The organism is Stenotrophomonas sp. ZAC14D2_NAIMI4_7 (genome assembly GCF_003086675.1).
In the GTDB taxonomy this organism is placed as follows: Bacteria; Pseudomonadota; Gammaproteobacteria; order Xanthomonadales; family Xanthomonadaceae; genus Stenotrophomonas.
Genome location: NZ_CP025995.1, coordinates 2,360,366 through 2,386,296 on the forward strand (window position 1 = coordinate 2,360,366; position 25,931 = coordinate 2,386,296).

Genomic DNA, 25,931 nt, shown 5'->3' on the forward strand with positions numbered 1-25,931 from the left:
GTTTTTAGCCGCGCCGTTTCTCTGTGTTTCGCGCCTTGGTCGAGCATGCTCGACTCTACTGCTGCGCGCTTTCCCGGCCGTTTGGCCCCCGCCCCGATGCCCCTGCGCCAGTTGCGCCCGCATCGCCGTTTCCGTTTTTCGGGACACACCACACCGTCTATTCCGCACTGCATTCACCCAATAAGGAGTCCCCATGCAGGACAACTCCGATGCCCATGCCCATTTCGGCTGGTTCAAACGCCGCCGCCATCTGAACGTCGACGAGATCACGGTTGTCGACAAGCCCATGCTCAAGCGCGCTGTTGGCGCCGCTGCACTGGGCAACGCGATGGAGTGGTTCGATTTCGGTGTCTACGGCTATCTGGCCGTCACCATCGGCCAGGTCTTCTTCCCCTCCAGCAACCCCACCGCGCAGGTCATTGCGGCCTTTGCCACGTTCACCGTGGCGTTCCTGGTGCGCCCGCTGGGCGGCCTGGTGTTTGGCCCGCTGGGCGACCGCTACGGGCGGCAGAAGGTACTGGCCTTCACCATGATCCTGATGGCGCTGGGCACCTTCGCCATCGGCCTGATTCCGTCCTACGAGCGCATTGGCATCTGGGCACCGGTGCTGTTGCTGCTGGCGCGCATCGTGCAGGGCTTCTCCACCGGTGGTGAGTACGGCGGTGCGGCCACTTTCATTGCCGAATATTCCACCGACCGCAACCGCGGCCTGATGGGCAGCTGGCTGGAATTCGGCACGCTGGGCGGCTACATCGCCGGTGCCGGCACCGTTACCGCGCTGCACATGCTGCTCAGCAGCGAGCAGATGCTGGATTGGGGCTGGCGCATTCCGTTCCTGATTGCCGGGCCGCTGGGCCTGCTGGGTCTGTACATGCGCATGAAGCTGGAGGAAACCCCGGCCTTCCGCGCCTTCGCCGAGGAAGCTGACAAGCGCGAACATGAGCGCCCGGGCCTGGGTGCGCTGTTCCAGGTGCACGGCCGCCAGTTGCTGGTGTGCATGGGCCTGGTGCTGGTCTTCAACGTGACCGACTACATGCTGTTGACCTACATGCCCAGCTACCTGAGCGTGACCATGGGCTATGCCGAGAGCAAGGGTCTGCTGCTGATCATCATCGTGATGCTGGTGATGATGCCGCTGAACGTGGTCGGCGGCTTGTTCAGTGACAAGCTGGGCCGCCGCCCGATGATCATCGGCGCCTGCATCGCGCTGCTGGTGCTGGCCGTGCCGTGCCTGCTGCTGGTTGGCAGTGGCAACGACTGGCTGATCTTCCTGGGCCTGATGCTGCTGGGTCTGGCGCTGGTGTGCTTCACCAGTTCGATGCCGTCCACCCTGCCGGCGCTGTTCTATACCCCGGTGCGTTACAGCGCGCTGTCGATTGCGTTCAACGTGTCGGTGTCGCTGTTCGGTGGCACCACGCCGCTGGTCACCGCGTGGCTGGTGGAACGCACCGGCGACCCGCTGGTACCGGCGTACTACCTGATGGGCGCAGCAGTGATCGGCCTGGTCACCATGTTGTTCGTGAAGGAAACCGCGGGCCTGCCGCTGCGCGGTTCGCCGCCGGCCGTGGGCAGTGACCGCGAAGCCGCCGCGTTGCTGAAGAGCGACATCCCGGTAACGGTCGACCCGACCCTGCCGCCGCTGCCGGAACCGGCCGAGCCGGAACAGGCGCGCCCGGCCTGACCGGATAGGGGTCGGATCCCTCTGCCCTGGAGATGGATCCGACCCCGCGTTGGCAGCGTCGAGCTTGCTCGACTGGCCTGCCACGTTCAGTCGAGCTGGCTCGACGCTACGACTCGGTGCGTTTCAGCGTTCCTGGCGTCCATTGCAGGATCCACTGCGCATCGCCTTCGGGTGGGCAGACATGCCTGGAACCCTCATGCTCACAGACAGTGGCGCCCGCTCTCACGGTGAAATCGACCCGGACCCTGCTGCCCTCGATCCGTATGGACCGCACGTCCCCAGGAATCTGCAGCCCAGCGTCATCGGCGTAGCCAGATGCGCGAATTGCCGCAAAATCTTCCGCTTCCACCGGTGAAAGACTTTTCGGGTTTTCTTTTCCACGGGGGTCATCGGCCGTCAGAGCGGTCATGACCATCACCGCATTGCTCTGGGCGAACGTTCCACCTGTGTAGGTAGATGTGTAGAAGTAGACGATCTCCGGTTGACCGTCTCCATTCAGATCGGCCACACCGGTCCAGGCGGGCCGGAAGTCGCTTTCTATATCGTCGCCTGGAATACGTCGCAGCGATGCCTCTGCGGCGTGCAGGGCCTGTACCAGGCTGGGCTGAGCGTTGGCCTTCCGTTCCTTTGCCATCACCAATGCGGGCAGTACCAGAACGAAACTCCCAAGTACCATCGCTACGCGTGCCATCCCATGCATGTGATCTCTCCCAGATAAGCGACATTGCTTTTGTAGAGTTGAGCTTGCTCGACTGCACGTGCACCGCCAGTCGAGCAAGCTCGACTCTACAAAAGTGGATTGGCCCCGCCCATTCCGTCAATCAGCGCGGGCCAGCTTCCCTGCGGTCCAGGCATAGGTCCACGTGTGGCGCCCATCCGGCGGGCAGGCCATGCGCCCCTTGCCGACGCCACACAGGCGTGTGGGCCGCGTACTGTTGAACGTCACCACGATCCGCCCCGCATCGAACGTCACGCTTTCCACCTCGCCTGGCACGTGCACGCTGGCAGCGTCGGCATACCCCGATGCACGGATCAACGCATAGGTCTCATCGTCGTACACGCTCTTGCCGGGCGCTGGTGCCTGCGCGCGTGGGTCGCTCTCGGCCAGCGCTGTCATCACCACCAGCTCGTTCAACTGCTGCGCCGTGCCGGTCTGCGCGGCCGTGTACACATAGACGATCTCCGGGCGGCCATCGCCATCCAGATCGGCATTGCCGGCCCACAGCGGTCGGTAATCGTAGGTGCTGTCGGTGGCCGGGTGCAGCCGCAGCGAGGCCTCGGCGGTGCGCCGCGCCTTGTCATAGCTGATGCCCTCGGCCGGTGCCGCCGCCCCTTCTGCCGGTGTGGTCTGTGCCGCCGCCGTGGTCGCCACCAGCGCCAACATCACGGTGCACGCGGCCTGCAACCGCCCCTGCCTGCGTTCGTTCATTGCAGCTCCCTTGGCAATGCCATCCCTGCGCCGATGATCGCACACCACACGCCCCGCATTTGACCCAGATCACAGCCCGCACGCGCCGTAGCTGCCACTCTGAAGTCCCCACACCGCACCACGGTCTTATGTCATCCCCCGCTCCCACCGCCCCCGTGGCGGTTGCAACCCCCGGTTCCAGCTTCGCCCTGCAGGTCATCAGCCTGGATGGCGTGCACTGGGACGGCGATGTGCGCGAAGCCAGCGTGCCCGGCGCCGCCGGTCGCCTCGGCTTCCTGCCCGGCCACACCCCCTTGATGGCACCGCTGTCCGCCGGTCTGGTGCGGCTGTTTCCTGCCGACAACACCGCCATGGTGGAAATCCACGTGAGCGGCGGCTACGTGGAAGTGCAGCCGGACCGGGTGATCGTGCTGGCCGACCTGGCCGCGCGCAGCGATTCACTGGACGAGGCGCTGGCCGAAGAGGCCCGTGCCGCCGCGCACTCGCCCATGGCGGCCGCCTTCACCGATGTGGACTACGCGCAGCTGCATGCGGAGCTGGCCGCGCAGCTGGCCCAGGCCGCACGCCTGTCACGCCCGCGCTGATCGCCCGTGCCATCATGGCGCGGCAGATGCCGTGCCCTCCCCTCATCCGCCAAGGAAGCAACGATGCTCGCGCGCATCAAGGCCGCACTGCAGTACTTCAACCAGGCCGTTCCGTTCCGCCTGGTGCCCGCCCTCATCACCACGGCGGTGCTGGTCACCCTGTTGCTACTGCCCTGCCCGCAGGGCCTGACCGCCGATGGCTGGCGGCTGGTGGCGATCTTCCTGACCACCATCGTGGCGATCATCCTGAAGGTGATGCCGATCGGGGTGATGGCGATGATGGCCATCGTCATCGTTTCGCTCTCGCAGGTCACGTCCAACAGTTCCAAGGGCGCCATTACCGATGCGCTGAGCAGCTTCGCCAGCCCGCTGATCTGGTTGATCGTGGTGGCCATCCTCATTTCCCGCGGCCTGAAGAAGACCGGGCTGGGCAACCGGATCGGCCTGATGTTCATTGCGCTGCTGGGCCGGCGCACGGTGGGCATCGGCTACGGCCTGGCGGTATGCGAGCTGCTGCTGGCACCGTTCACGCCCAGCAACACCGCACGTGGCGGCGGCATCGTGCACCCGGTCATGCGCTCGATCGCAACCGCCTTCGATTCCGATCCGGCCAAGGGCACCCAAGGCAGGGTCGGCACCTACCTGGCACTGGTGAACTACCACGCCAACCCGATCACCTCGGCCATGTTCCTGACCGCCACCGCGCCCAACCCGCTGGTGGTGGATTTCGTGGCCAAGGCCAGCGGCCAGCAGCTGCAGTTGAGCTGGACCACCTGGGCGCTGTGCATGCTGCTGCCCGGCCTGTTGTGCCTGCTGCTGATGCCGCTGGTGGTGTATCTGCTCAGTCCGCCGCAGTTGAAACACACCCCCGACGCGGTCACCTTCGCGCGCGGCGAACTGGCCGCGATGGGCCCGCTGGCCGCCAAAGAGAAGGTCATGCTCGGTACCTTCGGCCTGCTGTTGCTGCTATGGGCGAACGTGCCGGCCATGATCTTCGGCTCCGCATGGACGCTGGACCCCACCGTGGTCGCCTTCGTCGGCCTGTTCGTACTCATCATCACCGGCACCATCGACTGGAACGATGTGCTTTCGGAAAAGAGCGCCTGGGACACCCTGATCTGGTTCGGCGCGCTGGTGATGCTGGCCGAGCAGTTGAACAAGCTGGGCGTGATCGACTGGTTCTCGCAGGGCATGAAGGGCGCCATCGCCAGCAGTGGCATGGGCTGGCAGGCCATCGCTGCGGTGCTGGTGCTGGCCTTCGTGTTTTCGCATTACCTGTTCGCCAGCACCACCGCGCATATCAGCGCCATGCTGCTGGCTTTCCTGGGCGTGGGCGTGCAGCTGATTCCGGCCGAGTACATGGTGCCGTTCCTGCTGATGATGACGGCCGGTTCGGCCATCATGATGACCCTGACCCACTACGCCACCGGCACCTCGCCGATCATCTTCGGCAGTGGCTACGTCACCCTGGGCACGTGGTGGCGGGTGGGCTTTGTGATGTGCGTACTGGAACTGCTGGTGTTCGCCGTGGTCGGCAGCGCGTGGTGGAAGCTGCTGGGCCTGTGGTGATGCGGCGCTAGAGAGGCAGTTCGGTGGTCTGCTTCACCCGCTGCATGGGGATTTCGGTCTTGGTGTTCTGCACCCCGGCAATGCGGTTCAAGTGCTGGATCTGGAACTGCCGGTAGGCATCCAGATCGGCAACCGCCACCCGCAGCAGGAAGTCGCAGTCGCCGGCCATCAGGTGGCACTCCAGCACTTCCGGGAAGGATTTGACGCTGTTGATGAAGTGGTTGGTGGTGTCCTCATCCTGCCCGCGCAGCCACACCCGCACGGACACCGTGAACCCGCGCCCGACCTTGGCCGGGTTCAACAGGGCCACGTAGCGGTCGATGTAGCCGCCCTCTTCCAGCAGGCGCACCCGCCGCAGGCAGGCCGAGGGCGACAGGCCCACCTGCCGCGCCAGTTCCAGGTTCTGCAAGCGGCCATCGTGCTGCAGGGCCTGCAGGATGCGCTTATCCAGGTTGTCCAAGGCGTCAAGCATCCGATTCCACCATTTCGCGGTCCTGACGCATCATATGCGGAACTTGCTTGTAACTGCCGCATCAACGCAACCCGATTCTGCGCCGCGCCCGCTAGCATGGACCACCCCCATGCAAGCACGCTCCATGGACGCCCGCACCACCCTGCCCCTGCCCGAACCCGCCTGCCAGACCAGCACCCGCAGCGAATTCCTGCGGGGGCTGCGCGCCGCCGTTCCGGTGATGATCGGCTTCCTGCCCTTTGCCCTGGTGCTGGGCGCACAAGCCGCACAGAAGGGCCTGAGCGCGCTGGAAGTGCCCTTGATGACCGGTCTGAACTTCGCCGGCGGCTCCGAATTCGCCGCCGTCGAGCTGTGGACCTCGCCGCCGCATATCGCGCTGATCGTGGCCATCACCGCGCTGGTCAACAGCCGCCACCTGCTGATGGGCGCCAGCCTGGCCCCCCTGCTGCAGCACCTGCCGCGCCGCCGCGTGCTGCCGGCGCTGTTCTTCATGTGCGATGAGAGCTGGGCGCTGGGCGTGGCCGACGCGCGCCGGCGCGCCCTGGGGTTCAGCCTGGCCTACTACCTGGGTGTTTCAGCCGGGCTGTACACGGTGTGGGTGCTGTGCACCTGCATCGGCGCACTGGTTGGGCCGCTGCTCGGGGATATCCACGCTTACGGCTTGGACATGGCCTTCCCGGCAGTGTTCCTGGTGCTGCTGCGCGGCATGTGGCAGGGCCTGCGCGCGGCGCGCCCGTGGCTGGTCAGCCTGGTAGTGGCAGCGGCCACCTACCTGCTGGTGCCGGGGGCCTGGTACGTGGCCAGCGGCGCGCTGGCCGGCCTGGCGGCCGCGTGGTGGCTGGCAGGAGACGAAGCATGACCTTCGACGGCCTGCTGCACTGGACCTCGCTGCTGACCATCGTGCTGATGGCTGCGGTGACCTACCTGACCCGCATCGTCGGCTTCCTGGCACTGCGCAACCGCACCCTGAGCAAGCGCGCGGTGACCGTAATGGAGGCAGCGCCGGGCTGCGTGCTGATCTCGGTGATCGCACCGGACTTCGTGGCCAACAACCCGGCCGACCTGGCCGCGCTGGCCATCACCCTGCTGGCGGCAACGCGCTGGTCGATGCTGCCCACGGTGCTGATCGGCGTGGTGTCGGCGGGCGTGCTGCGCTACGTGCTCGGATGAACCCTGCGCCGGGCATGGCCCGGCGCTGCCCGTTATCCCGCACACGGCGTCATCCCGTCATCCGGCCCACCGGACCGGTAGCGCCGGACCATGCCCGGCGTCTGACGCAAGTGTCGAGATTGGCTCGGCCTGCGGATTTTCCCAACGTGTCAAAGGTAGCCCAAAGCCAACCGCCGGAGCCATTTGAAACAATTCCGATTGCCCGATTGCGCTCAAGCCGATATGGATCGAATACCGAATCAGCAGCTTGAACTGATCGGTCAATCGAAGTTCAACCTGGAGAATATCAATGAGCAATCTACGAGTAGTCGTGGCAGCAATTGGTATCACCCTCACCGCGACTGGGTGTGGGCCAACGGAGTGGCAGTTGAGCGCATCGTGCGACGAGAGCAAGAAGTGCCGAATAGAAGGCAAGATCGGAGGCAAGATCGGCGGCGGTGAGCGCAACGGCCTACATTGGTTTGATCGAGTAATGCTGGCGTCGATAGCAGAAGTACCAGATGCGGCGCAGTTCGAAATCGACGTCTCGGGTTCCTCCGTAGCATTTCCAGCCACTGGATCTGTAACCTTGCAATTGTTTGATCCCCGGCAAGGCGTCACGATTGCCTCCAGGCAGTTCGAATGGCATCGCACAGGAAACACTCTTCGACTTGTCGATCCAGATGGGGTGAACACGTGGGCCGCAGCTGAGTCCGGTCCAGCCACCGAGCTGCGGTATGATCTGGCAACATTTGATGTAGGTGCGGCCCCTGGGCCAAACACCATTGCGGCAGCTTCTCGATACGGCGGAGCCACCAAGGCGGCCTCCGTTTCGGACTTTCAAGTCTGTACGAAGTACCCATCACCCTATCAATGTGGGCTGACACCCTGATGCAGTGCCGCCAGTCCACGCGCAGCCAACGGGGCTTCGCCGTCGGGGGCCACGCAGGGCTGGCGGCCGTCCTTGTGGCCACAAGTGCATGCCATTCCATCGAGCTTCCTCCCCGTGACCTGGTAGGCGCCGAGGGCGGATATGCCACCGTGCTGCGAGGCCCTGCTTCCCGTCTGAAAGTCAGCACAGTGTCTGTGCTTCCCGGCCCGGAAAGCATGGAGCGTCCCAATCGATCCACCGAGTGCGGATGGTCCGCCATTTCAACACGGGTTCTCTGGGCAGATGACACGCTTTCAGCCAAGCAGGCGTCACAGCTCTGCGAGGCGGCCGCACGCTCTGCTGGGCTACCGCTGCAGGCCGTTGGGCTTGAGTGGACCCCGCTGCGCTATCGCCTCACGATAGTGAGCGACGGAGGTGGCATCTGGCGGCAGTTGCCACACGCAAAGCCGCCGGGACAGACCGTCAGTTTCTGGTTCCCGCACGGCCCGGACACCGATGTGCTGCGCCGGCGCGTGATCGCCACCACCGCGCACGAGTTCCAGCATATCGCCAGCGCGCTGGCAGGCCACGCCCGGCGCTCCAGGCAACGCGAACCCGATGCCTATCTGGCCGGCGCCTGTGCCCAGCTCCTGATCGAAGGCGCTCTTGCACGTGCCGATCTGCCAGGCGGTCACGATCCGCGCGCTGATGCGTTCCTGTCAGAGGCAGCCAGACGCTCCGGGCATGCCGGCATCGAAACCGGAGCGGCGCTATCGCAGTTCTTCGGCGACGCAGGGATTCTGTACATGAGGGGTGCAGGCCGCGACCTTGCGCAGCATTGCCATGAGAAGATCGGCTTCCCCTTGCAGCGGTGAACCCTGCGCCGGGCATGGCCCGGCGCTACCCGTTATCCCGCGCCCAGCGTCACGCCGCGCTGCTCGATGCCAACAGGCACAGACTGCGCGCCGGCAGCGTCCATTGCCCTTCCTCGTCCATGTCCAGCGGCGCCTCATCGGTCTGCAGCACCACCCGGCGGAACGAAAGCACCTGGTCGGACGGGCGGAACTGCTGCGGCTGGTCGCTCGGATTCAGCAACAGGGCCAGGCTGACGTGGCGTCCGGGTTCGCGCAGGCCGCTGTCCGGACTGCGGCCATCGAGCACGATCAGCAGGGCACGCTGCTCCGCATCGTGCCAATCACTCTCGCCCATGGCCTCGCCGTCCGGCCGCCGCCATTCGATGTCCCGCATGCCCAGTGATTCATCGTAGTCACCGGTGAGGAAGCGATTGCGCCGCAGCAGGCCATAGCGCCGGCGCAGTGCAAGCGCGCGCCGAACGAACGCGGCCTGCGCCTGCGGCCCGGGCAGCGCTGCGCGTTCCCAGTCGATCCAGCTCAGTGGATTGTCCTGGCAATAGGCATTGTTGTTGCCGCGCTGCGAATGGCCGAACTCATCGCCGGCCAGCAGCATCGGCGTGCCCTGCGCCAGCAGCAGCGTGGCCAGCAGATTGCGCATCTGCCGTGCACGCAGGGCGAGGATGCCTTCGTCGTCTGTATCGCCTTCCACGCCGTGGTTCCACGACAGGTTATGCGAATGGCCATCGCGGTTGTCCTCGCCGTTGGCCTCGTTGTGGCGGTCGTTGTAGCTCACCAGATCATGCAGCGTATAGCCGTCGTGGGCGGTGACCAGGTTGATGCTGGCCGACGGTCGGCGGCCGTGATGGTCGAACAGATCGGCCGATCCGGTGAAGCGCGCCGCAAACTCCGGCAGCTGCCCGGCATCGCCGCGCCACAGCGCACGGGCGGTGTCACGGAAACGGTCGTTCCATTCGGCCCAGCCCGGCGGGAACTGCCCCAGCTGGTAGCCGCCCGGGCCGATATCCCACGGTTCGGCAATCAGTTTCACCTGGCTCAGCACCGGGTCCTGGCGCACCGCATCAAGGAAGCTGCCCGACGGATCAAACCCATGGCGTTCGCGGCCGAGGATGGTGGCCAGGTCGAAACGGAAACCATCCACGCGCATCTCGGTCACCCAGTAGCGCAGCGAATCCATGACCATGCGCAAGGCACCGGCATTGGTCAGGTCGAAGGTGTTGCCGGTGCCGGTATCGTTGATGTAGTAGCGACGGTCCTCGGCAAGGCGGTAATAGCTGGCGTTGTCGATGCCCTTGAACGACAGCGTGGGCCCCAGCTCATTGCCTTCGGCGGTGTGGTTGTAGACCACATCCAGAATCACCTCGATGCCCGCGCTGTGCAGCCGCGCCACCATCTGCTTGAACTCGGCAACGGTCTCCAGTGACAGGTATCGCGGTTGCGGTGCGAAGAAGCCGATGGTGTTGTAACCCCAGTAGTTCCGCAGCCCCCGCTCCAGCAGCTGCTGGTCGTCCACGTAGGCATGCACGGGCAGCAGCTCGATCGCGGTCACCCCCAGGTACGCCAGGTGGTCCACCACCGCGTCGTGGCGTAGCGCCGAAAACGTGCCGCGCTCGGCCGGCGGTACGCCGGGGTGCTGCATGGTCAAGCCACGCACGTGTGCCTCGTAGATCACCGATCGGTCCCAGGCGGTCGCTGGCGCGCGCTCGCCGCCCCAGCTGAAGGCCGGATCGATCACCGCACAGCGCGGCATGTACGGCGCGCTGTCGCGACGGTCGAAACTCAGGTCCGCATCGCGGTGGCCCAGGGTATAGCCGAACAGGTGCGGCGCCCACTTGATCTCACCCACGATCTGCTTCGCATACGGGTCCAGCAACAGCTTGTTGGGGTTGAAGCGATGCCCGTCCCGCGGGGCGTACGGTCCATGCACGCGGTAGCCATAGCGCTGGCCCGGCCGCACATCCGGCAGATAGCCATGCCACACCTCGTTGGTGTACTCGGGCAGCACGATCCGTTCGACTTCCCGGTTGCGCGCATCGAACAGGCACAGTTCCACCTTGGTGGCATGCCGCGAGTACAGCGAGAAATTCACTCCCAGGCCGTCCCAGGTCGCGCCCAGCGGGAAAGGGCGGCCTTCGCGCACGCGCGAGGTCTGGGTCCACTTACGCGTTGCCATCGTGTTCGTCCTCAGCCGCATGCAGGGCCGCTATTTCTGCTTCAACAAGGCGTTCTGCCATGTGCCAATGCCGCTGCTGCTGGTCATCCGGGCGCCCTTCGGCCTCCCAGATCTGGTGCGCCAACAATTCGATGCGGCGTCGCCGCTCACTGCTGTCCATCTGCCCCACTCTCCTGGCTAATCCACACCGCCACCGGACTGCCCGCAAACAGCAGCGCGTCGGTGGCGGAACCGTTGAACATCTGCGTGCGACCATCCAGCACGTTGCGCATGCGTCGCTGCGGCACCCCCGCCACCATCGGCTGCGCCGCGTCCTGCCAAGCAAGGCCCGGGCCGGCAGGCTGTTCCATCCCCGCCCGCCTGACCGCCACCAGCAACTGCTGGCCCCTGTACTCACGTACGAAGACCAGGCGCGTGCACTCCGCTTCGGACAGCCTGCGCAGCGTGCCCTGCAGGAATAGCGGGGCATTGTCGTTGCGCAATCGCAGCAGCGCGGCCAGCAGCCGCAGCTTGGGCGATCCACTGTGCCAGTCCTGCAGCAACGCTGCCCACGATCGATCATCGGCCAGTGCATGTGCGCGCTGCGCGAAATCGACCGCGCGCCGATTGTCCGGGTCGACCAGGCTCAGATCCCAGAACTCGGTGCCCTGGTAGATGTCGGGAACACCTGGCAGGCACAACTGCAGGCACAGCTGTGCAAGCCCGTTGCTGGCGCCGGCAGGCGCGAGGCGTTGAACAAACGCAGCCAGAGCGGCGCGGACATCCTGCAGGCTGCTGGCGGTAAGGAGTGACTGCAGCCACGCACACGCCGGATCTTCCAAGGAAAGATCGGGGTCGAGCCAACTGCTGATCCGCTTGCCCTCGCGCAGGGCCTTGCGCAGCCACTGTTGCATCCGGGCTGCGAAATCCGCCTCTGGCCTGCCCTGCATCGGCCAGGCTGCGACCAGCGCCTGCCAGAGCGCATAGGCTTCGGCAGCGGGCAGTGGCATGGCCATGCCCACCGCATCACAGCGCCGCTCCCAGTCCGCCAGCGCCGCCTGCCACCCGGCCACATCACTGCTCAGCAGCGCCAGGCGCGCCCGCGCCTCCGGTCCGCGCTTGTGGTCATGCGTGGCCAACGCCAGCATCGCCAGCGGGTGCTGCTGCGCACGCGCCTGTGCCAGCGCAAGCAGCTCGCTGCCATCAAGACCGATCCGCTGCGCGTCGCTGCCCACTTCATTGCGCGACAGCAGGCGGTAATAGCGATAGAAGGCGGTATCCTCCACCGCCTTGGCGTTCAGCGGTGCCGAGAGCTGGCCGAAGCGCACGCGCAGCACGTCCGCTTCCGGGGCCTGCAAGGCATCCACCAGCAGACGCAACGCTGTGCGTCCGGCTTCATCCAGCCCTTCGGCAGCCGCTTTACTGGCGCGCTGCAGGGCAGCGTGCTCGGCTTCGGTCTGCAGATGATACGGGCGATACACCGGGTAGCAACGCAGCAGCGCACACACCGCCCTGCGCAGCATTGCGTCACTCACATCGGCCTGCCGTGCCGCTGCATCCAGCACCTGCCGCATGCAGACCCCTAGTCGCTGCAGATCCGCATGCAGGGAACCGTCCAGCAGCGCGTCGCGGGCCGTCCGCTGCACCTCATCAACCGTACGCCGGTCCCCCGCACGGGCGTGCCACTGTGCAGTCAGCGCGCCGGTCCCAGCATCGTCATGCAGCCATGCGCCCACCTGGTCCATGAAGTCGTAGCCGGTGGTGCCATCGCAGGACCACCGGCCTGGCAAGGATTCGCCCTCGGCCAGGATCTTCTCCACGTGCAGGGTGATCTCATGGCCCGCGCGGCCGCCCTCTGCCGCCGCCGCGTCAAGGCAGGCGCGCAACCGCGCCAGATAGGCGTCCGGGTCGGACAGCCCATCAACGTGGTCGATGCGCAGCCCATCCACACGGCCCTCGCGAACCAGGCGCAGCGGCAGCGCGTGCACCGCCTCGTACACGTCCTCACGCTCCACCCGCAGCGCAACCAGCGTCGTGATGTCGAAGAAACGCCGGTAGTTGACCTGGTCACCGGCGGTGCGCCACCACGCCAGATGGTAGTGCTGCCGGTCCAGCAGCGCATGCATGCGCTCGGCAGAACGATTGCAGCGCGCCACCCAACCCTGCCGCCCACCACCATCCAATGGATAGCTGCGCGGTGACAACGGCAGGCGCAGGTCGTGGTGGCGCAGCACGGGCAGATCGCCGTCCTCCTCCACGCGCAGCACGCCGGACCCGATGGCCGCTTCCAGCGGCCGATCCAGTACCGGCAGCCACAGGCGCTGCCCGCAGGCTGCGGCATCCCAGTCAATATCGAACCAGTATGCGTAACGGCTGCGTCGGCCATGCATCAGCACATCCGACCACCAGGCATTCTGTGGCGCGGCCGCCAGGTGGTTGGGCACCCAGTCCAGGATCAGGCCCAGTCCATGCGCGTGGGCGCGGCGAGCAAGGTGGAGGAAGCCCGCTTCACCGCCCAGTTCCGGGCTGATGCGGGTGGGGTCGATGCCATCGTAGCCGTGGCCGGAACCGGGCATGGCCGCCGCAATCGGCGAAAGATACAGATGACTGACGCCCAGCGACGAAAAATAGGCTGCCTGGTCCGCGGCAGCAGCGAAGTCGAAGCCGGCGTGCAACTGCAGGCGGGCGGTGGCGCGCAGCGCGGTCATCGGCCTGCTCCGCCGCGACCGGCGCTGATGCGCCCTAGCCGCGATTGCAGTGCAGGCTCATCCCCGTGCAGGGGCAGTCGCCGCCGCCAGTTCGGGTGGACGCCGACGGTGCCGGGCAGGTTTACCTGCGTGCGCAGCCCCAGCGCGTCCTCCAGCGGCAGCAGCGCCAACCGTGACGGCGTGGCGGCCAGCCGCTCCAGTGCAGCGTCTTCCACGTCGTCACCGTGCGCGGCCTGCGCAAGCGCCAACGCATCGGCGCGACGCTGTGCCATGGCAGCGGGTAGATCGGCCATCTCACCCAGGCGCGCCCGCCAGCGCAGATCGCGCCCGCGCAGCCATCCCGCCAGTGGCGGCAGGTCATGGGTTGAAGGCATCGCGACGGCGTCGCGCCGCCAGGCAGCAGGCGCCAGGAAGCCGCTCGCATCGCGCGTGAACGGCAGCACGTCCACGCCCAGCACACCACGGCTGGCCAGCTGCTGGCGGATGCCTGCGGGCACCACCCCCAGGTCTTCGCCGATGACCACGCACTGATGCCGCCAGGACTCCAGCACCAGCAGGTTCAACAGATCATCCAACGGAAACTGCAGGTAGACACCCTCGCCGGCAGAAGCCCCGCGCGGCAGCACCCACAGCCGATGCAATCCCAGGATATGGTCGATGCGGATACCGCCCCTGTCGGCCATCACCGCCCGCAGCAGATTGATGAACGGCGCGTAGCCCTGGTTGCGCAGGGCCAGCGGCGAGAAGCCGGTGATGCCCCAGGCCTGGCCCTGCGTGTTGAAGGCATCCGGTGGCGCGCCCAGTTCCAGACCGGCCAGCATGGCCTGCGGCTGCGAGCGCGCCTCGGCACCGTCCGGCGCGCAGCCGACGGCCAGATCGGCGATCAATCCAATCGCGGCGCCATCGCGACGTGCCTCCTGCTGCAACTGCGACCAGCAGCGCCGCGCCATCCATTGTGCGAAGGCGTGATCGTCAGCATCGCCGCTACGCGGGTCGGTGGCGAGCGCGCAGTACGCCTGCAACGTGGGCCCGGATTCGGAGCGCCACTGGCTGATCTGACGCCATAACACCGGCTGCTGGTGCTGCACCTCCGCCCTGGCCCGGCGCAACCATCGCCACTTCAGGTCGGCCGCGCCGGGCCAATCGATACGCCGCGCCGCTGTGGCGGCCAACACGGCCTCGACCAGGGCGGGCTCGCTTGCCAGCGCGGCACGGGCCGCGTCCGGCACCCCCTGCAGCAGCGATGCCTGCAACGGGTCCAACCAGCGGCGGTCGCTGGGCGAATACGGGCTGTAACCCGCCGTCGGCGGCAAGCCGGCATGCATCGGGCTGAGCGCCAATGCGTGCCCGCCTTGCTCGCGCAGGCGCTGCAGCCACGGCGCGCACCCGGCACTGTCACCGATCCCCGCGTCGGCCTCGCCGCGCAGGCTGTACACCTGCGCCGCCAGGCCCCAGACGCGGCCAAGCTGCGCTGGCCACCACGCCTGCTGCGGCGCCACCGCGATGGCGATGGACCGCTGCCCCTGTTGCCAGTGCCAATAGCCCGGTTGATCCGGCACCGTCCAGCCACCTCGGCCATCCGGCCGCGCGTCGTGTGCCCAGCCCGCCTCATCCACCCAGCCTGCCGCACCCGAAGCAGCGGGCAACACCACCGATTCACCACAGACAGCGGTAAGCAGCGGGGCCTCCACGCGTTCCGCCTGCGGCTGCAACTGCGCCAGCACCGCGCGCAACACATCCGGTGACACCGTGCAGGGACGACCTGAAACGTCCTCCCACTCGGCCAGCAGCCCGGCCGAACGCGCAGCGGCCTGCAGCGCTGCATCGGCCCTCATGCCGGCACCCACCGCAGCTGCAGGCCACCCCGGGCCGCAAGCCGTGGGCCGTCCGCAAGCGGCAAGGGTCGCTCGCCCTCGGGAAGCGAGTGCGCCACCGGCGCGGGGCCCGCGTTGGTGGCGATCCACCACTGCCCGGAAGGCAGCTGCCAGCCCGCCTGCACAGCGCCGGGGCCGAGTACCGTCGCGCCCAGTGAGCGCGCGTGCTCCAGCTCCGGCTGCAGATAGCGTCGGCGCAACACCAGCAGCGTGCGCAACCCCGCCAATGCCGCCTGCGACGCGGGGTCATCGCCGGGCGGCATCACGCAGGAGGCGTGCAGCGTGGCCGGATCGTTCGGATCGGGAATACGCGCGCGCGATGCGGCATCGGCAAAGGCACTGAACCCGGCAAACTCGCGCCGGCGCCCCTCGCGTACTGCTTCGCCCAGCGGCGGCTCGAAATCGGTGAAGAACAGGAAGGGTGACCTGGCCTGCCACGGCTCGCCCATGAACAGCAGAGGCACCATCGGCGTCAGCACGGTCAGCGCGGTGGCCATGTCCAGCAGCGGCGCTGCAACCAGCATGCTCAACCGCTCACCGAATGCGCGGTTGCCCACCTGATCATGGTTCTGCGCAAACACCACGAAGCGGGACGGCGGCAGGTCCGTGCTGGGTTCGCCCCTGGGCACGCCGTGCAGATCCGGCTCGCCCTGCCAGGCGAAGCCTTCCCCCAGGCAGCGCGCCAACAGTTCCTCGGCGCGGCCGGCGTAGGCAGCGTAATAGCCTTCATGCTCGCCCGTCAGCAGCACGTGCAGCGCATTGTGGAAGTCGTCGTTCCACTGTGCCTGGTAGGCACCGCGCAGCCAGCGGGCCTGGTTCCGCTCGTTCTCCAGCACCAGGTGCGCATGCGGCACCTGCGTCCGCACGGTATCGCTGAGCTGCCGCAGGAAGCGGTCGTCAGCGATGGCATGCACGGCGTCCAGGCGCAGGCCGTCGAACCGGTACTCCTGCAGCCACATCAGTGCGTTGTCGATGAAGAAGCGCTGCACCTGCGGCTGCGTGAAGTCGATCGCCTCGCCCCACGGCGTGCTCTGGCCGCTGCGGAAAAATGCCTTGGCGTACCGGGACAAGTGGTTTCCCTGCGGCCCGAAATGGTTGTAGACCACGTCCAGCAGCACCGCCATGCCCGCCGCATGGACCGCGTCAACAAACTCTTTCAGTGCGTTGGGGCCGCCATAGGCCTGCGCCGGGGCATACGGGAACACACCGTCGTAGCCCCAGTTGCGCGTGCCTGGAAACTGCGCAACCGGCATCAGTTCGATCGCGGTAATGCCTGTCTCGGCCAGCATGGGCAGCTGTGCGATGAGCGCGGCGAAACCACCCGCCGCACCAACATGCACTTCGTAGATCACCATGTCCTGCCAGGCAACCCGCGGGCCCGGTCCGGTCAGCCAGACGTGGCGGTCTGGCATGACCACGGCACTCGGTCCCTCCACGCGCTCCGGTTGCCAGCGCGATGCGGGGTCCGGCACATCAGTGCCGTCGGGCAGACGAAAGCGGTAGCGGTCGCCATGCCCCGCAGCGGAATGAACCCAGTGGGTGCCATCCGGCTCCCGGCGCATCGGTATCGCTGCACCAGCCAGCACAAGCTCGACCTGCGCCACATCCGGGGCCCACAGCCGGAACGCCACTGCGCCATCTTCCACCGGCCACGCGCCCAGGCGCGCGTCTGCGGTCATCGCGCAACCTGCAGATACAGCGTCGACATTGGCGGCAGCGTAAGCCGCAGCGATTGCGCATGGCCATGCATGGGACGCGCCTCGCTCACCAGCGCGCCCAGATTGCCGGCATTGCCGCCGGCATAGTGGTGGCTGTCGGTATTCAACCGTTCCGACCATCGGCCCGCTGCCGGCACCCCGACCCGGTAGCCATCGCGCTGCACCGGGGTGAAGTTGCTGACCACCAGCAGCGCGGGCGCGACGCCTGCAGGATCCTGCCGCACGAACGCGAATACGCTGTTGCGGCTGTCATCGGCCACGCTCCAGGCAAAGCTGCGTTCATCACACGGGTCCCGATGCAGCACCGGCTGCTGCCGCAACTGCGCGTTCAGGTCAGCCACCAGCCGCATCAGTCCGCCGCCTTCGGGCGTTCCGGCCTGGCCCCACTCCAAGCCGCGTTGGTGGGCCCACTCGCCGGCCTGGCCGAATTCCCCACCCATGAAGAGCAGCTTGCTGCCGGGGTGTGCCCACATGAAGGCGTAGTACGCGCGCAGCTGGGCGAACTGCTGGCCGCGCTCACCGGTCATCTTGTTCAACAGCGAGCCCTTGCCGTGCACCACCTCATCATGCGACAGCGGCAACACGAAACGCTCGGAGAACGCATACACCAGCCCGAAGCTGATTTCGCTGTGATGGTGCTGGCGGTGCACCGGATCGCGCCGCAGGTACTGCAGCGTGTCGTGCATCCAGCCCATGTTCCATTTGTGGGTAAAGCCCAAGCCACCCTCGGCGACCGCGCGGGTGACCCCCGGCCAGGCCGTGCTCTCCTCGGCGATCATCAGCACATCCGGGAAGCGCTCACGCACGGTCTGGTTCAGCCGCTGCAGGAAGGCCACCGCTTCCAGATTCTCGCGCCCGCCCTGTGCATTGGGCACCCATTGCCCGTCGGGGCGGCTGTAATCGCGATACAGCATGGATGCAACGGCATCCACGCGCAGTCCGTCGATGTGGAAGCGCTCGATCCACTCCAGCGCGCTGCCCACCAGATAGCCCGCCACTTCGTTGCGACCGTAGTTGTAGATCAACGTGTCCCAGTCGGCATGCTTGCCTTCGCGCGGATCGGCATGTTCGTACAGCGCCGTGCCATCGAAGCGCGCCAGGCCATGGGCATCATCCGGGAAGTGCGCACCCACCCAATCCACGATCACGCCCAGGCCGGACTGATGGCAGCGGTCGACGAAGCGGGCAAAGGCCTCCGGGCTGCCATAGCGCGCCGTGGGTGCATAGATGCCGAGCGGCTGATAGCCCCACGAGCCACCAAAGGGATGCTCGCTGATGGGCAGCAGCTCGACATGGGTGAATCCCAGGCTGGTCACGTGCGGGATCAGCCGCGCGGCCAGCATGTCCCAGTCCAGCACGCTGCCGTCTTCCTGGCGCTGCCACGATCCGGCGTGAACCTCGTAGATCGACAGCGGCGCCTCGACCCCCAACTGGTTACGCCGTTGCAGCCATGCCTGATCGCTCCACGCCAGTGGCGCATCGGCAACCACCCGCGAGGCCGTGGCAGGCGCCCGTTCCGCCCAGCGTGCCATCGGATCGAGCTTGTCCGGCAGCACCTGGCCCTGCGCACCGGTGATGCGGAACTTGTAACACGCGCCCGCCTTCACGCCCGGAACAAACAGCTCCCACACGCCAGCCGCATGACGCAGGCGCATTGGGTGGCGGCGGCCATCCCATCCATTGAAATCGCCGACCACGGCCACGCGTCGGGCATTCGGTGCCCACACGGCAAAGCGCACGCCCTGGATGCCGTGCAGCGTCATCGCGGTCGCGCCCAGTGTGCGCATCGCCTCCGCATCGCCATGGTGGATGCGTTGCAGCAGGGCCTCGTCCAGCAGCGGGCCAAACGCATAGGCATCGTGCACCTGCTCTATACCGTGCGGGAAATGCAACGCCAGCAGTGGAACCGCATCATCGCCAGCAGGTCCCTCAAACAGCCCCGGCAGTTCCGTGCTGCGCAGGTCCCAGCGCGTGCCATCGGATGTGACCACCTCCACCCGCCGTGCGTCCGGCACCAGCACGCGCAGCGCGCGCCCGCCACGGTCATCGGCATGCGGTCCCAGCCATGCAAAGGCGTCCGCAGGGCGAGCATGGAACAGATCATGCAGCTCCGGCGGCAGCGGCCCCGCGCTTTCACCCAGCACCAGGGGCTCGTGCTCCGGCGCGTCCACGCCGCGTCCTGCGTCGGTCATGCGGCCACCCCGCAGGTCTGCTGGTACAGCGCCAGGTAAGCGCGCCCGGCGCTTTCCCATCCACCGGGCCGCAGCATGGCGGCGCGTCGCATGGCCTGCATCAGCGCCGGCAACCGGAACGTGCGCATCGCCCGCTCCACGCAGCGGCGAAGCCCGTCGGCGTTGGCGCCGTGGAACAGGAATCCGGTCACGCCATCTTCCACCGTGTCCACCAGGCCGCCGGTGGCGTGCGCGACCGGCAGGCAGCCGAAGCGTTGGGCGTACATCTGGCTCAGGCCACAGGGCTCGAAGCGCGACGGCATCAGCAGGAAATCTGCCCCGGCGAACATCTGCCGCGCCAGGCCTTCCTCGAAACCGATGAACGCGCCCACCCGACCGGGGTAACGCTGCGCCAACGCCTGCACCTGCGCCTCGACCTGTGGCTCTCCGCCGCCGATCACCACCAGCTGGCCACCGGCGGCCACGATCTGCGGGGCGACATCGCAGGTGATGTCCAGGCCCTTCTGGTGGACCAGCCGCGAGACCACCGCAAACAGCGGCCCCTGCGACGATTGCAGGCCGAAGGCCTGGCGCACGGCCTGCGCATTGGCATCGCGACCAGCGCACTGGCCAACGCCGAAGCGGGCCTTGAGGTGGGTGTCTCGACGCGGATCCCAGCTGGCGTCAATGCCGTTGACGATCCCGCTGAGGTGGCCGCCGGCAGCGCGATGCGCCAGCAGTTCGTGCAGGCCACAGCCATCCTCGACCGCCGTGATCTGCTGCGCGTAGCGAAGGCTGACCGTGTTCAGCCGCGTTGCATTGGCAATACCGCCCTGCAGGAAAGACATCTGACCGTGGAAGTGCAGTTCGTCCAGACGCTCGGCCGGCACGCCCAACGCGGGCGCCAGTGCGAAGGGAAACAGCCCCTGGTAGGCCAGGTTGTGGATGGTCAGCAGGGTCGGCACGGCGGTGCGATCCCAGCGCACGTAGGCCGCGGCCAGCGCTACTGGCCAGTCATTCAGATGCAGCAGTTGCGGCGTCCAGTCCAGTCCCGCCCTGCCCGCCGCGAGCTCGGCGGCGGCATGCGAAAGCGTGGCGAAGCGCACCGCGTTGTCCTGCCACTCCCTGCCCTGCGCATCCACATAGGGCGAGCCTTCGCGCTCATACAGCGCCGGCGACAGCAGTACGTAGATCGGCAGCCCGTCGGCCTGCAACGCCATGCCGACGGTGCAGGCGGGAAGCCCCGCGCGGCCGTCGATACGGCCCACTTCCCGCAGTTGCGGCAGGCGCTGCAGCACTTCGGGATAGCCCGGCAGCAACACCCGCGCATCACATCCGGCCCGTACGGCCCGTGGCAGCGCCGCAGCGACATCACCCAGGCCACCGGCCTTGATGAAGTCGGCCATCTCGGTCGCCACGAACAGCACCCGCTGCACCAGCGCGGGTAGTTCAACGGGCTCTGAGGGGCCGCGACGGGTGCCGATGGGCACAGCACCGGGCGCTGGCAGCACGGTGTCTGCCACGGAGTCGTATGGGGAACCGGCGACGAGATCGAGGGCCATGATGGTTCTCTGAATCAGTCAGGCAGACGCCAGCGGCGCCCTGCTGGGCGCGTGTGCTGGAAAGGAAGTCGTCGCGGAACGTGGGGGACGTGCGCGTAGGCTCTACGCGAATGTGCCCTGTTCCATATCAAACAGCTGTGAAGTGATGGCGATCTATTTGTGACAGTGCTGCATGAGCTCAGTACACATTCTTCGATGCGGCCTGCCATTGGCCTGCGGTGCCCAACTGGCCGGCGCGGGGGCAGGCCTTGCGACGGGGGCAACGGCGTCCCCTTGGGCCGTTACGCGCGGGGCTGGGCCGGCACGACCAGAACCTGCACCTGCAGCGTGCTGCCATCGTCCAGGTACAGCACCTGCTGCACCGGCGCCGTCCCCCGCTCTGCCAGCGGCTGCACAGTTGCACGGGGCAATACCAGCCGGCAGAACGTGCCGCCATCCAGCAGCACCGGCTGTTCACCCGCATGCAACGACAGCGCCAGGCCCCAACCTTCCAGGCCGCCGAAGCGGGTCATGTTCTCCACGGATTCCCCGCTCAGCAACGCAGTCAGTTCGCCATGGTCCAGGCTCAAGCGCAGCGATTGGCGCTGCAGTTCAACTTTCATGCGGGTACCTGGGCGGCGCGGTGCGCAGACATCATGATTCAAGGACAGAACGAGTGTGGGCGTGCATGGTAAACGAGCCATCACGTTGGAGAGCGACACGCGTATTGGGGTGCTTGCCGCCACAAATGTGATGTTATAACATCCGGTCTCTTTTCCGGGGGATGTATGCGTCGTAACGTTCTTGCTGCTGCTGTACTGCTTGCTGTCCATGGCGCCTGCGCCGCCGAAAACACCACGCTGCCCACGCTGGATGTCCGCGCCGATCGCCTTTCCAAGGTCGACTCGGTTGTGGTCGTCGAAAATACCGATGGTCCCAGTCGTACGCTGGGCGAGATGCTGGAACACGTGTCGGGCGTGCAGAGCAGCGCCTTCGGGCCCAATGCTGGCGCGCCGGTGATCCGCAGCCTGGGCGGCAACCGCGTGCAGCTGCTGGAGGACGGCCATTCGATCCTCGGCATGAATGCCATCAGCGGCAACATCAACGTGCCGTTCGACCCGCTGTTCGTGAAGCAGGTAACGGTGAACAAGTCTTCGGACAGCGTGCGCTACGGCGGCAACGCCATCGGCGGCAGCGTCAACATCGATACCGGGCTCATCTCGCGGCAGATGGAAACCACGGACCAGGAAATGGAATTGCTGCTGCGCCAGGGCTTCAACGCCGCCGACGCGCAGGGCTTCCGCATGAACTTCAACAACCAGCGCAATGTGTCCACCAACCTGCAGATGTCGGTGCAGCGCATCTCCCACTACGATATTCCCGGCAACAGCAAGGCCAGTGTGTGCGACACCCAGCTGTTTCCCGCCGCTGGCGGTGTGAACAGTGCACTGGCCGATGCCTGCCAGAAGGAAGCGCGCGTGCAGCGGGTCTACAACAAGGCCTCGCAGCCCTTCATCGACCAGTTCATGACCGAGAACCCGGACTGGGCGGACGGTGATTTCTCCTTCTTCACCAGCCAGCCTACCTCGGTGTGGATGGGCAAGACCTACGTCAACCCGGCCAACCCGCAGTACGTGCAGGGCACACCGTCGTACGTGCAGCAGCAGATCAACCGCGATGTCACGCCGAACTACTCCGGCACGTTGGGCAACAGTTACTTCCGCAATACGCATCTTGCCGTGGGCACGACCTATTTCTTCGATCACGGCTACGTGGCCGCCAGCATCGACAGCAAGGACAGCGAGTACGGCGTACCGGGCTTCTCGATGGAGAACCTGTCCTTCGGTTCGGACTACAGCCAGGGCCGCCCGGTGGGCGTGAAGCTGCAGCAGGACACCTATACGGTGCTGGCCAACGTACGCGAACCACTGCCACTGCTGGACGGCGCCGAAGTGAATCTGTCCAAGCTCAGCAGCACTGCCGGTGAATACCTGGGCGCCAGCAAGGCCAACCAGTACGCTTTTGAAACCTACCAGGGCGAGCTTGTGTTGAACCATCGCCGCGTGGGTGCGTTGACCGGCCAGCTGGGAACCCGCTATCAGTCCCGCTCCGTCACCGGCAGTGGCCCGCAACGCTACCTGCCCGACGTGGATACGCAGGCAAAGGCGCTGTTCGTGAAGGAGACGCTGACCCTGCCGTGGGCCACCTTCGACGCTGGGTATCGGCACGAAAAGATCGATCACAAAATCCAGGCCAGCCGCTTCCAGAGTGGCCGCAACTCCCCCAACGGAAGCTTGAAGGACCGGGATTTCAACCTGGAAAGCTACAGCGCAGGTGGCTACTTCAAGCTGGGCAAGTGGTTCGCGGCGACCCTGCGTTACGCCGATTCACAGCGCGCCCCCGACGTGAACGAGCTCTACGCCAGCAATGCGCACTACTCCACCATGACCCAGGAAGAAGGAAACCAGGCGCTGAAACCGGAGCGGGCCAAGACCCAGGAGTTCACGCTGGCCTTCAGCAACGCGGGCTTCGACGCCACGGCCACCGCGTATGAGATGAAGTACGAGAACTATCTCTACCTGGGCTATTCCGGCCTGCAGACTGCCAACCGCCTGCCGCTGAAATACTGGAAGCAGACCGACACCACGGTAAAGGGGTTTGAGGTGGATGTGTCGCAGGCACTGGAACTGGGGCGTTACGGCAGCCTGCAGCTGTCGGCGTTCTCCGATCTGGTGAAGAACAAGGCCGACCACCCCGATTCACTGCGCGCCCACAACGATGGCCAGTACCTGCCCAACATGCCCACCAACCGCTACGGCGCGAACGTGGCCTGGCAGCGCGGCGGCTGGAAGGCACACCTGTCCGGCACCTACTACGACACCCAGCAGTACCTGGGCCGGAACGTAAGCGAGGAAATTCCGCTGCCTGCCTTCACCCTGGTCGATATGCAGGTCAGCTATGCCTTCCCGATCCGCAATGCGTATGTGTCGGCGTTGGAGGTCTTCGTCAACGGCAGCAACCTGCTGGACGAAGATGCGCGACCGCACAACTCGCCGTTGAAGTACATCGCACCGTTGCCGGGGCGCGGCTTCCAGATCGGGCTGAACGTGAAGCTGTAAGGGCACTATCCGCGTGTACAGCAGACCGAGACTGCGCGCCTGCCTGCACGGGGCGGCCGCAGGCTACTTCGTGGCCGTGCTTTGCGCTGTCTGGCTGCCCCAGCGGATGCCGGGCCACCTGCCCCACGCACTTTGGGCCGCAGGCGGCACCGGGGTGCATGGCCTGTGCACACCGCTGGTCTGCGCGGGCGTAGTGATCCAGCTCTGCCGCGGATTGTCGCTTGGGCAGGCGCCGGTGGCGCCGGTGTTGGCCAGCGCTGGCGCTGCGCTGCTGCTGTGGGCGCAGTTGCCCGTGGATGCCAGCACCGCGCCATTGGCACGGCTGCTGGCGGCGTCGGCGGGCGTCAGCCTGCTGCTGGTGGCGCAGCACATGGGCTGCGCCACTCCGGCTGGGACTACCGCGCTCAGTTTTCCTGGTAGTCGCGCTCGTCGTACTCACCCGGCACGGTGCAGGTCAGCGTAACCGGGCTGCCTTCGCTCACCATCAGCGAACCCAGCGCGGTCTCGCGGCCACCGCCGGCATCCAGCTTGGCCGCCTTGCGCACGGCGGCAACGCTGGCACCCAGTTCGGCAGTGTAGCTCTGGCCCATGCCGTCGCTATCGTCGATGTAAGCGGTGATTTCCTTCACCGGCAGACCGAACAGCGTGAACCCGGCGGTCGGGGTGATCGGCTTCAGACTGCCGTCTTCTTCGCGCGGCAGCGCCTTCCAGGCGGCGTTGTTGGTATCGGGGGCGGCGCGGCATTCCAGCGCGGCCTGCAGCGACGGCGCAACGGCCTGCCACTGGCTGGCGTTCACGGCGTGGGCGGCCGGTGCGGTAGTAGCGACGGCCAGCAGCGGGGCCAGCAGCTTCAGGCGCGTGCGGCGTCCACGCGACAAGGAGGGGGTTGCGTTCATTAGCTACATTCCATTTGCAGTGGGGTTCCTTGCCGCTGGCGCTGCGGATGCAGGCGCCAACGGCGAAGGAATTCTACGCTTCCACGTGCGCCCGGTCTGCTTCAACGATTGAGCGTGTAGTTGGCCGGCACCCAGCGGTACTCGTACGGCGCGCCTTCGGCGATATGGCCGATGCCGGGGAAGGAGATATGCGCCGCGGCGATCCACCAGCCGTTCGCAACCGCCTGCTGGTACAAGGCATCGCGCGAGGCGATCGCCCGGGTGCTCTGCCAGTCGTAGCGGATGGCCACCTGTGGGTCATCGAACTGCACCGCCGCCACATGCACGGTGTCACCCCAGAACAGCATGGCCTGATCGGCATCGTGCAGCAGGTAGACACTGTGGCCGGGGGTGTGGCCGGGGGCTGGCAGGGCTCGCAGCCCCGGCAGCAGATCCTGGCCAGCCGGTTCGAAGGTCTGCACACGCCCGGCCGCACGATACGGCGCCAGCACGCTCTGCGCAGCAGCGAAGAACGGACGCTGCAGCGGGCCCACCTGATTCTGGTTGCGGCTGTTGGTCCAGAAGTCGAACTCGCGCTTGGCCACATGCACCGTGGCATTGGGGAACACCGCCTTGCCATCGCGCAGCAGGCCGCCGGCATGGTCCTTGTGCAAATGGGTGATGAAGATGTCATCCACATCGGAAGGCTGATGCCCCGATGCCTGCAGTGCCGCGACCAGGCCGCCGCCATCCGGGCCGTACAACTCGCCGGCGCCGGTATCGACCAGCATCACCCGACCGCCCTGCTCGATCAGGAAGGCGTTGATCATGCCTTCCACCGGTGCCTTCAGATACTGCTGCGCCAACAGCCGATCCACTTCACCGGGGCGCGCGCCCAGCAGCAACTGGTCCACGGCGAACAGATGCGTGCCATCCAGCAATGCGGTCACCTGGAACGTGCCCAGCTGCATGCGGTAAAAGCCCGGTGCCTGCTGCGGCTGCTGCACGGCCGCCGCAACGGGTTCGGCCGCCATGCCAGCCATCGGCAACGCCGAGGCAGCGGCCAGCAACAGTGCGGCCGCAAGTGTGTGTTTCTTGTGCATCATTGCATTCCTGCATGTGTTGAACGGAAGGGCCGACGGGCCC

The 25,931-nt window shown here is 66.5% G+C and carries 21 protein-coding genes; 8 read left to right on the forward strand and 13 right to left on the reverse strand.

Going from position 1 to position 25,931, the window contains the following annotated elements; genetic code table 11:
• Positions 1-193 precede the first annotated feature (193 nt).
• On the forward strand, positions 194-1,681 hold the full coding sequence (gene proP / locus C1922_RS10870) for a glycine betaine/L-proline transporter ProP (protein WP_108749761.1): 1,488 nt from the start codon (positions 194-196) through the stop codon (positions 1,679-1,681).
• A gap of 106 nt (positions 1,682-1,787) precedes the next feature.
• Here proP and C1922_RS10875 read toward each other — a convergent pair whose 3' ends face one another.
• Both C1922_RS10875 and C1922_RS10880 read right to left on the reverse strand, forming a co-directional pair.
• Positions 1,788-2,315 carry a hypothetical protein gene (locus tag C1922_RS10875; RefSeq protein ID WP_234413286.1) on the reverse strand — a complete coding sequence of 176 codons (528 nt, stop codon included), beginning with the start codon at positions 2,313-2,315 and terminating at the stop codon, positions 1,788-1,790.
• 183 nt (positions 2,316-2,498) lie between these two features.
• Positions 2,499-3,110 (reverse strand): hypothetical protein, encoded by a 612-nt coding sequence (locus C1922_RS10880; RefSeq protein WP_159091946.1) that lies wholly within the window; start codon positions 3,108-3,110, stop codon positions 2,499-2,501.
• Positions 3,111-3,265: 155 nt separating this feature from the next.
• On the opposite strand from C1922_RS10880, the gene atpC reads away from it, so the two are divergent.
• Together atpC and C1922_RS10890 are read left to right on the forward strand one after the other, a co-directional pair.
• Positions 3,266-3,694: an ATP synthase F1 subunit epsilon gene (atpC, locus tag C1922_RS10885; protein ID WP_234413287.1), complete on the forward strand. Its 429-nt coding sequence runs from the start codon at positions 3,266-3,268 to the stop codon at positions 3,692-3,694.
• A gap of 63 nt (positions 3,695-3,757) precedes the next feature.
• Positions 3,758-5,263: a DASS family sodium-coupled anion symporter gene (locus C1922_RS10890; RefSeq protein WP_108749764.1), complete on the forward strand. Its 1,506-nt coding sequence runs from the start codon at positions 3,758-3,760 to the stop codon at positions 5,261-5,263.
• Between the two features lie 7 nt (positions 5,264-5,270).
• Here the strand turns inward: C1922_RS10890 and C1922_RS10895 are convergent, their stop codons facing one another.
• Positions 5,271-5,735 (reverse strand): Lrp/AsnC family transcriptional regulator, encoded by a 465-nt coding sequence (locus tag C1922_RS10895; protein WP_108749765.1) that lies wholly within the window; start codon positions 5,733-5,735, stop codon positions 5,271-5,273.
• 124 nt (positions 5,736-5,859) lie between these two features.
• On the opposite strand from C1922_RS10895, the gene C1922_RS10900 reads away from it, so the two are divergent.
• The 4 genes from C1922_RS10900 to C1922_RS10910 all read left to right on the forward strand — a co-directional run bounded on the left by C1922_RS10900 (position 5,860) and on the right by C1922_RS10910 (position 8,630).
• The gene (locus C1922_RS10900; protein ID WP_108749766.1) at positions 5,860-6,594 is read left to right on the forward strand and encodes an AzlC family ABC transporter permease; all 735 of its coding nucleotides are present in this window, start codon (positions 5,860-5,862) and stop codon (positions 6,592-6,594) included.
• Positions 6,591-6,905 carry an AzlD family protein gene (locus C1922_RS10905; protein ID WP_108749767.1) on the forward strand — a complete coding sequence of 105 codons (315 nt, stop codon included), beginning with the start codon at positions 6,591-6,593 and terminating at the stop codon, positions 6,903-6,905. Before C1922_RS10900 ends, C1922_RS10905 begins: the two co-directional genes overlap by 4 nt.
• 289 nt (positions 6,906-7,194) lie before the next feature.
• Positions 7,195-7,776, forward strand: coding sequence for a hypothetical protein (locus C1922_RS20400; RefSeq protein WP_159091948.1), 582 nt, complete (start codon positions 7,195-7,197; stop codon positions 7,774-7,776).
• 215 nt (positions 7,777-7,991) lie between these two features.
• Positions 7,992-8,630 carry a hypothetical protein gene (locus C1922_RS10910; protein ID WP_159091950.1) on the forward strand — a complete coding sequence of 213 codons (639 nt, stop codon included), beginning with the start codon at positions 7,992-7,994 and terminating at the stop codon, positions 8,628-8,630.
• Positions 8,631-8,679: 49 nt separating this feature from the next.
• On the opposite strand, the gene glgX is transcribed toward C1922_RS10910, so the two are convergent.
• From glgX to C1922_RS10950, 8 genes are all read right to left on the reverse strand, one after another.
• On the reverse strand, positions 8,680-10,800 hold the full coding sequence (gene glgX / locus C1922_RS10915; RefSeq protein WP_108749769.1) for a glycogen debranching protein GlgX: 2,121 nt from the start codon (positions 10,798-10,800) through the stop codon (positions 8,680-8,682).
• Positions 10,787-10,960 carry a DUF2934 domain-containing protein gene (locus tag C1922_RS10920; RefSeq protein ID WP_108749770.1) on the reverse strand — a complete coding sequence of 58 codons (174 nt, stop codon included), beginning with the start codon at positions 10,958-10,960 and terminating at the stop codon, positions 10,787-10,789. The genes glgX and C1922_RS10920 overlap by 14 nt, the downstream gene beginning before the upstream one ends.
• Entirely contained in the window at positions 10,947-13,487 is a 2,541-nt protein-coding gene (gene treY / locus C1922_RS10925; RefSeq protein WP_108749771.1) for a malto-oligosyltrehalose synthase, read from the reverse strand. The genes C1922_RS10920 and treY overlap by 14 nt, the downstream gene beginning before the upstream one ends.
• On the reverse strand, positions 13,484-15,322 hold the full coding sequence (locus C1922_RS10930) for a 4-alpha-glucanotransferase (RefSeq protein ID WP_108751569.1): 1,839 nt from the start codon (positions 15,320-15,322) through the stop codon (positions 13,484-13,486). The genes treY and C1922_RS10930 overlap by 4 nt, the downstream gene beginning before the upstream one ends.
• Positions 15,319-17,040 carry a malto-oligosyltrehalose trehalohydrolase gene (treZ, locus tag C1922_RS10935; protein ID WP_108749772.1) on the reverse strand — a complete coding sequence of 574 codons (1,722 nt, stop codon included), beginning with the start codon at positions 17,038-17,040 and terminating at the stop codon, positions 15,319-15,321. The genes C1922_RS10930 and treZ overlap by 4 nt, the downstream gene beginning before the upstream one ends.
• The gene (glgB, locus tag C1922_RS10940) at positions 17,037-19,331 is read right to left on the reverse strand and encodes a 1,4-alpha-glucan branching protein GlgB (RefSeq protein ID WP_234413290.1); all 2,295 of its coding nucleotides are present in this window, start codon (positions 19,329-19,331) and stop codon (positions 17,037-17,039) included. The genes treZ and glgB overlap by 4 nt, the downstream gene beginning before the upstream one ends.
• Positions 19,268-20,812, reverse strand: coding sequence for a glycogen synthase GlgA (gene glgA, locus C1922_RS10945; RefSeq protein ID WP_108749774.1), 1,545 nt, complete (start codon positions 20,810-20,812; stop codon positions 19,268-19,270). The genes glgB and glgA overlap by 64 nt, the downstream gene beginning before the upstream one ends.
• A 281-nt stretch (positions 20,813-21,093) precedes the next feature.
• A complete protein-coding gene (locus C1922_RS10950) occupies positions 21,094-21,414 on the reverse strand; it encodes a hypothetical protein (protein WP_108749775.1) in 321 nt (106 codons plus the stop codon).
• Between the two features lie 165 nt (positions 21,415-21,579).
• Between C1922_RS10950 and C1922_RS10955 the strand changes: the two genes are divergently transcribed.
• Positions 21,580-23,910 carry a TonB-dependent receptor gene (locus C1922_RS10955; RefSeq protein WP_108749776.1) on the forward strand — a complete coding sequence of 777 codons (2,331 nt, stop codon included), beginning with the start codon at positions 21,580-21,582 and terminating at the stop codon, positions 23,908-23,910.
• Positions 23,911-24,314: 404 nt separating this feature from the next.
• Here C1922_RS10955 and C1922_RS10960 read toward each other — a convergent pair whose 3' ends face one another.
• Positions 24,315-24,806 (reverse strand): hypothetical protein, encoded by a 492-nt coding sequence (locus tag C1922_RS10960; RefSeq protein ID WP_159091952.1) that lies wholly within the window; start codon positions 24,804-24,806, stop codon positions 24,315-24,317.
• 101 nt (positions 24,807-24,907) lie between these two features.
• Positions 24,908-25,888 (reverse strand): MBL fold metallo-hydrolase, encoded by a 981-nt coding sequence (locus C1922_RS10965; RefSeq protein WP_199912175.1) that lies wholly within the window; start codon positions 25,886-25,888, stop codon positions 24,908-24,910.
• Positions 25,889-25,931: the final 43 nt, after the last annotated feature.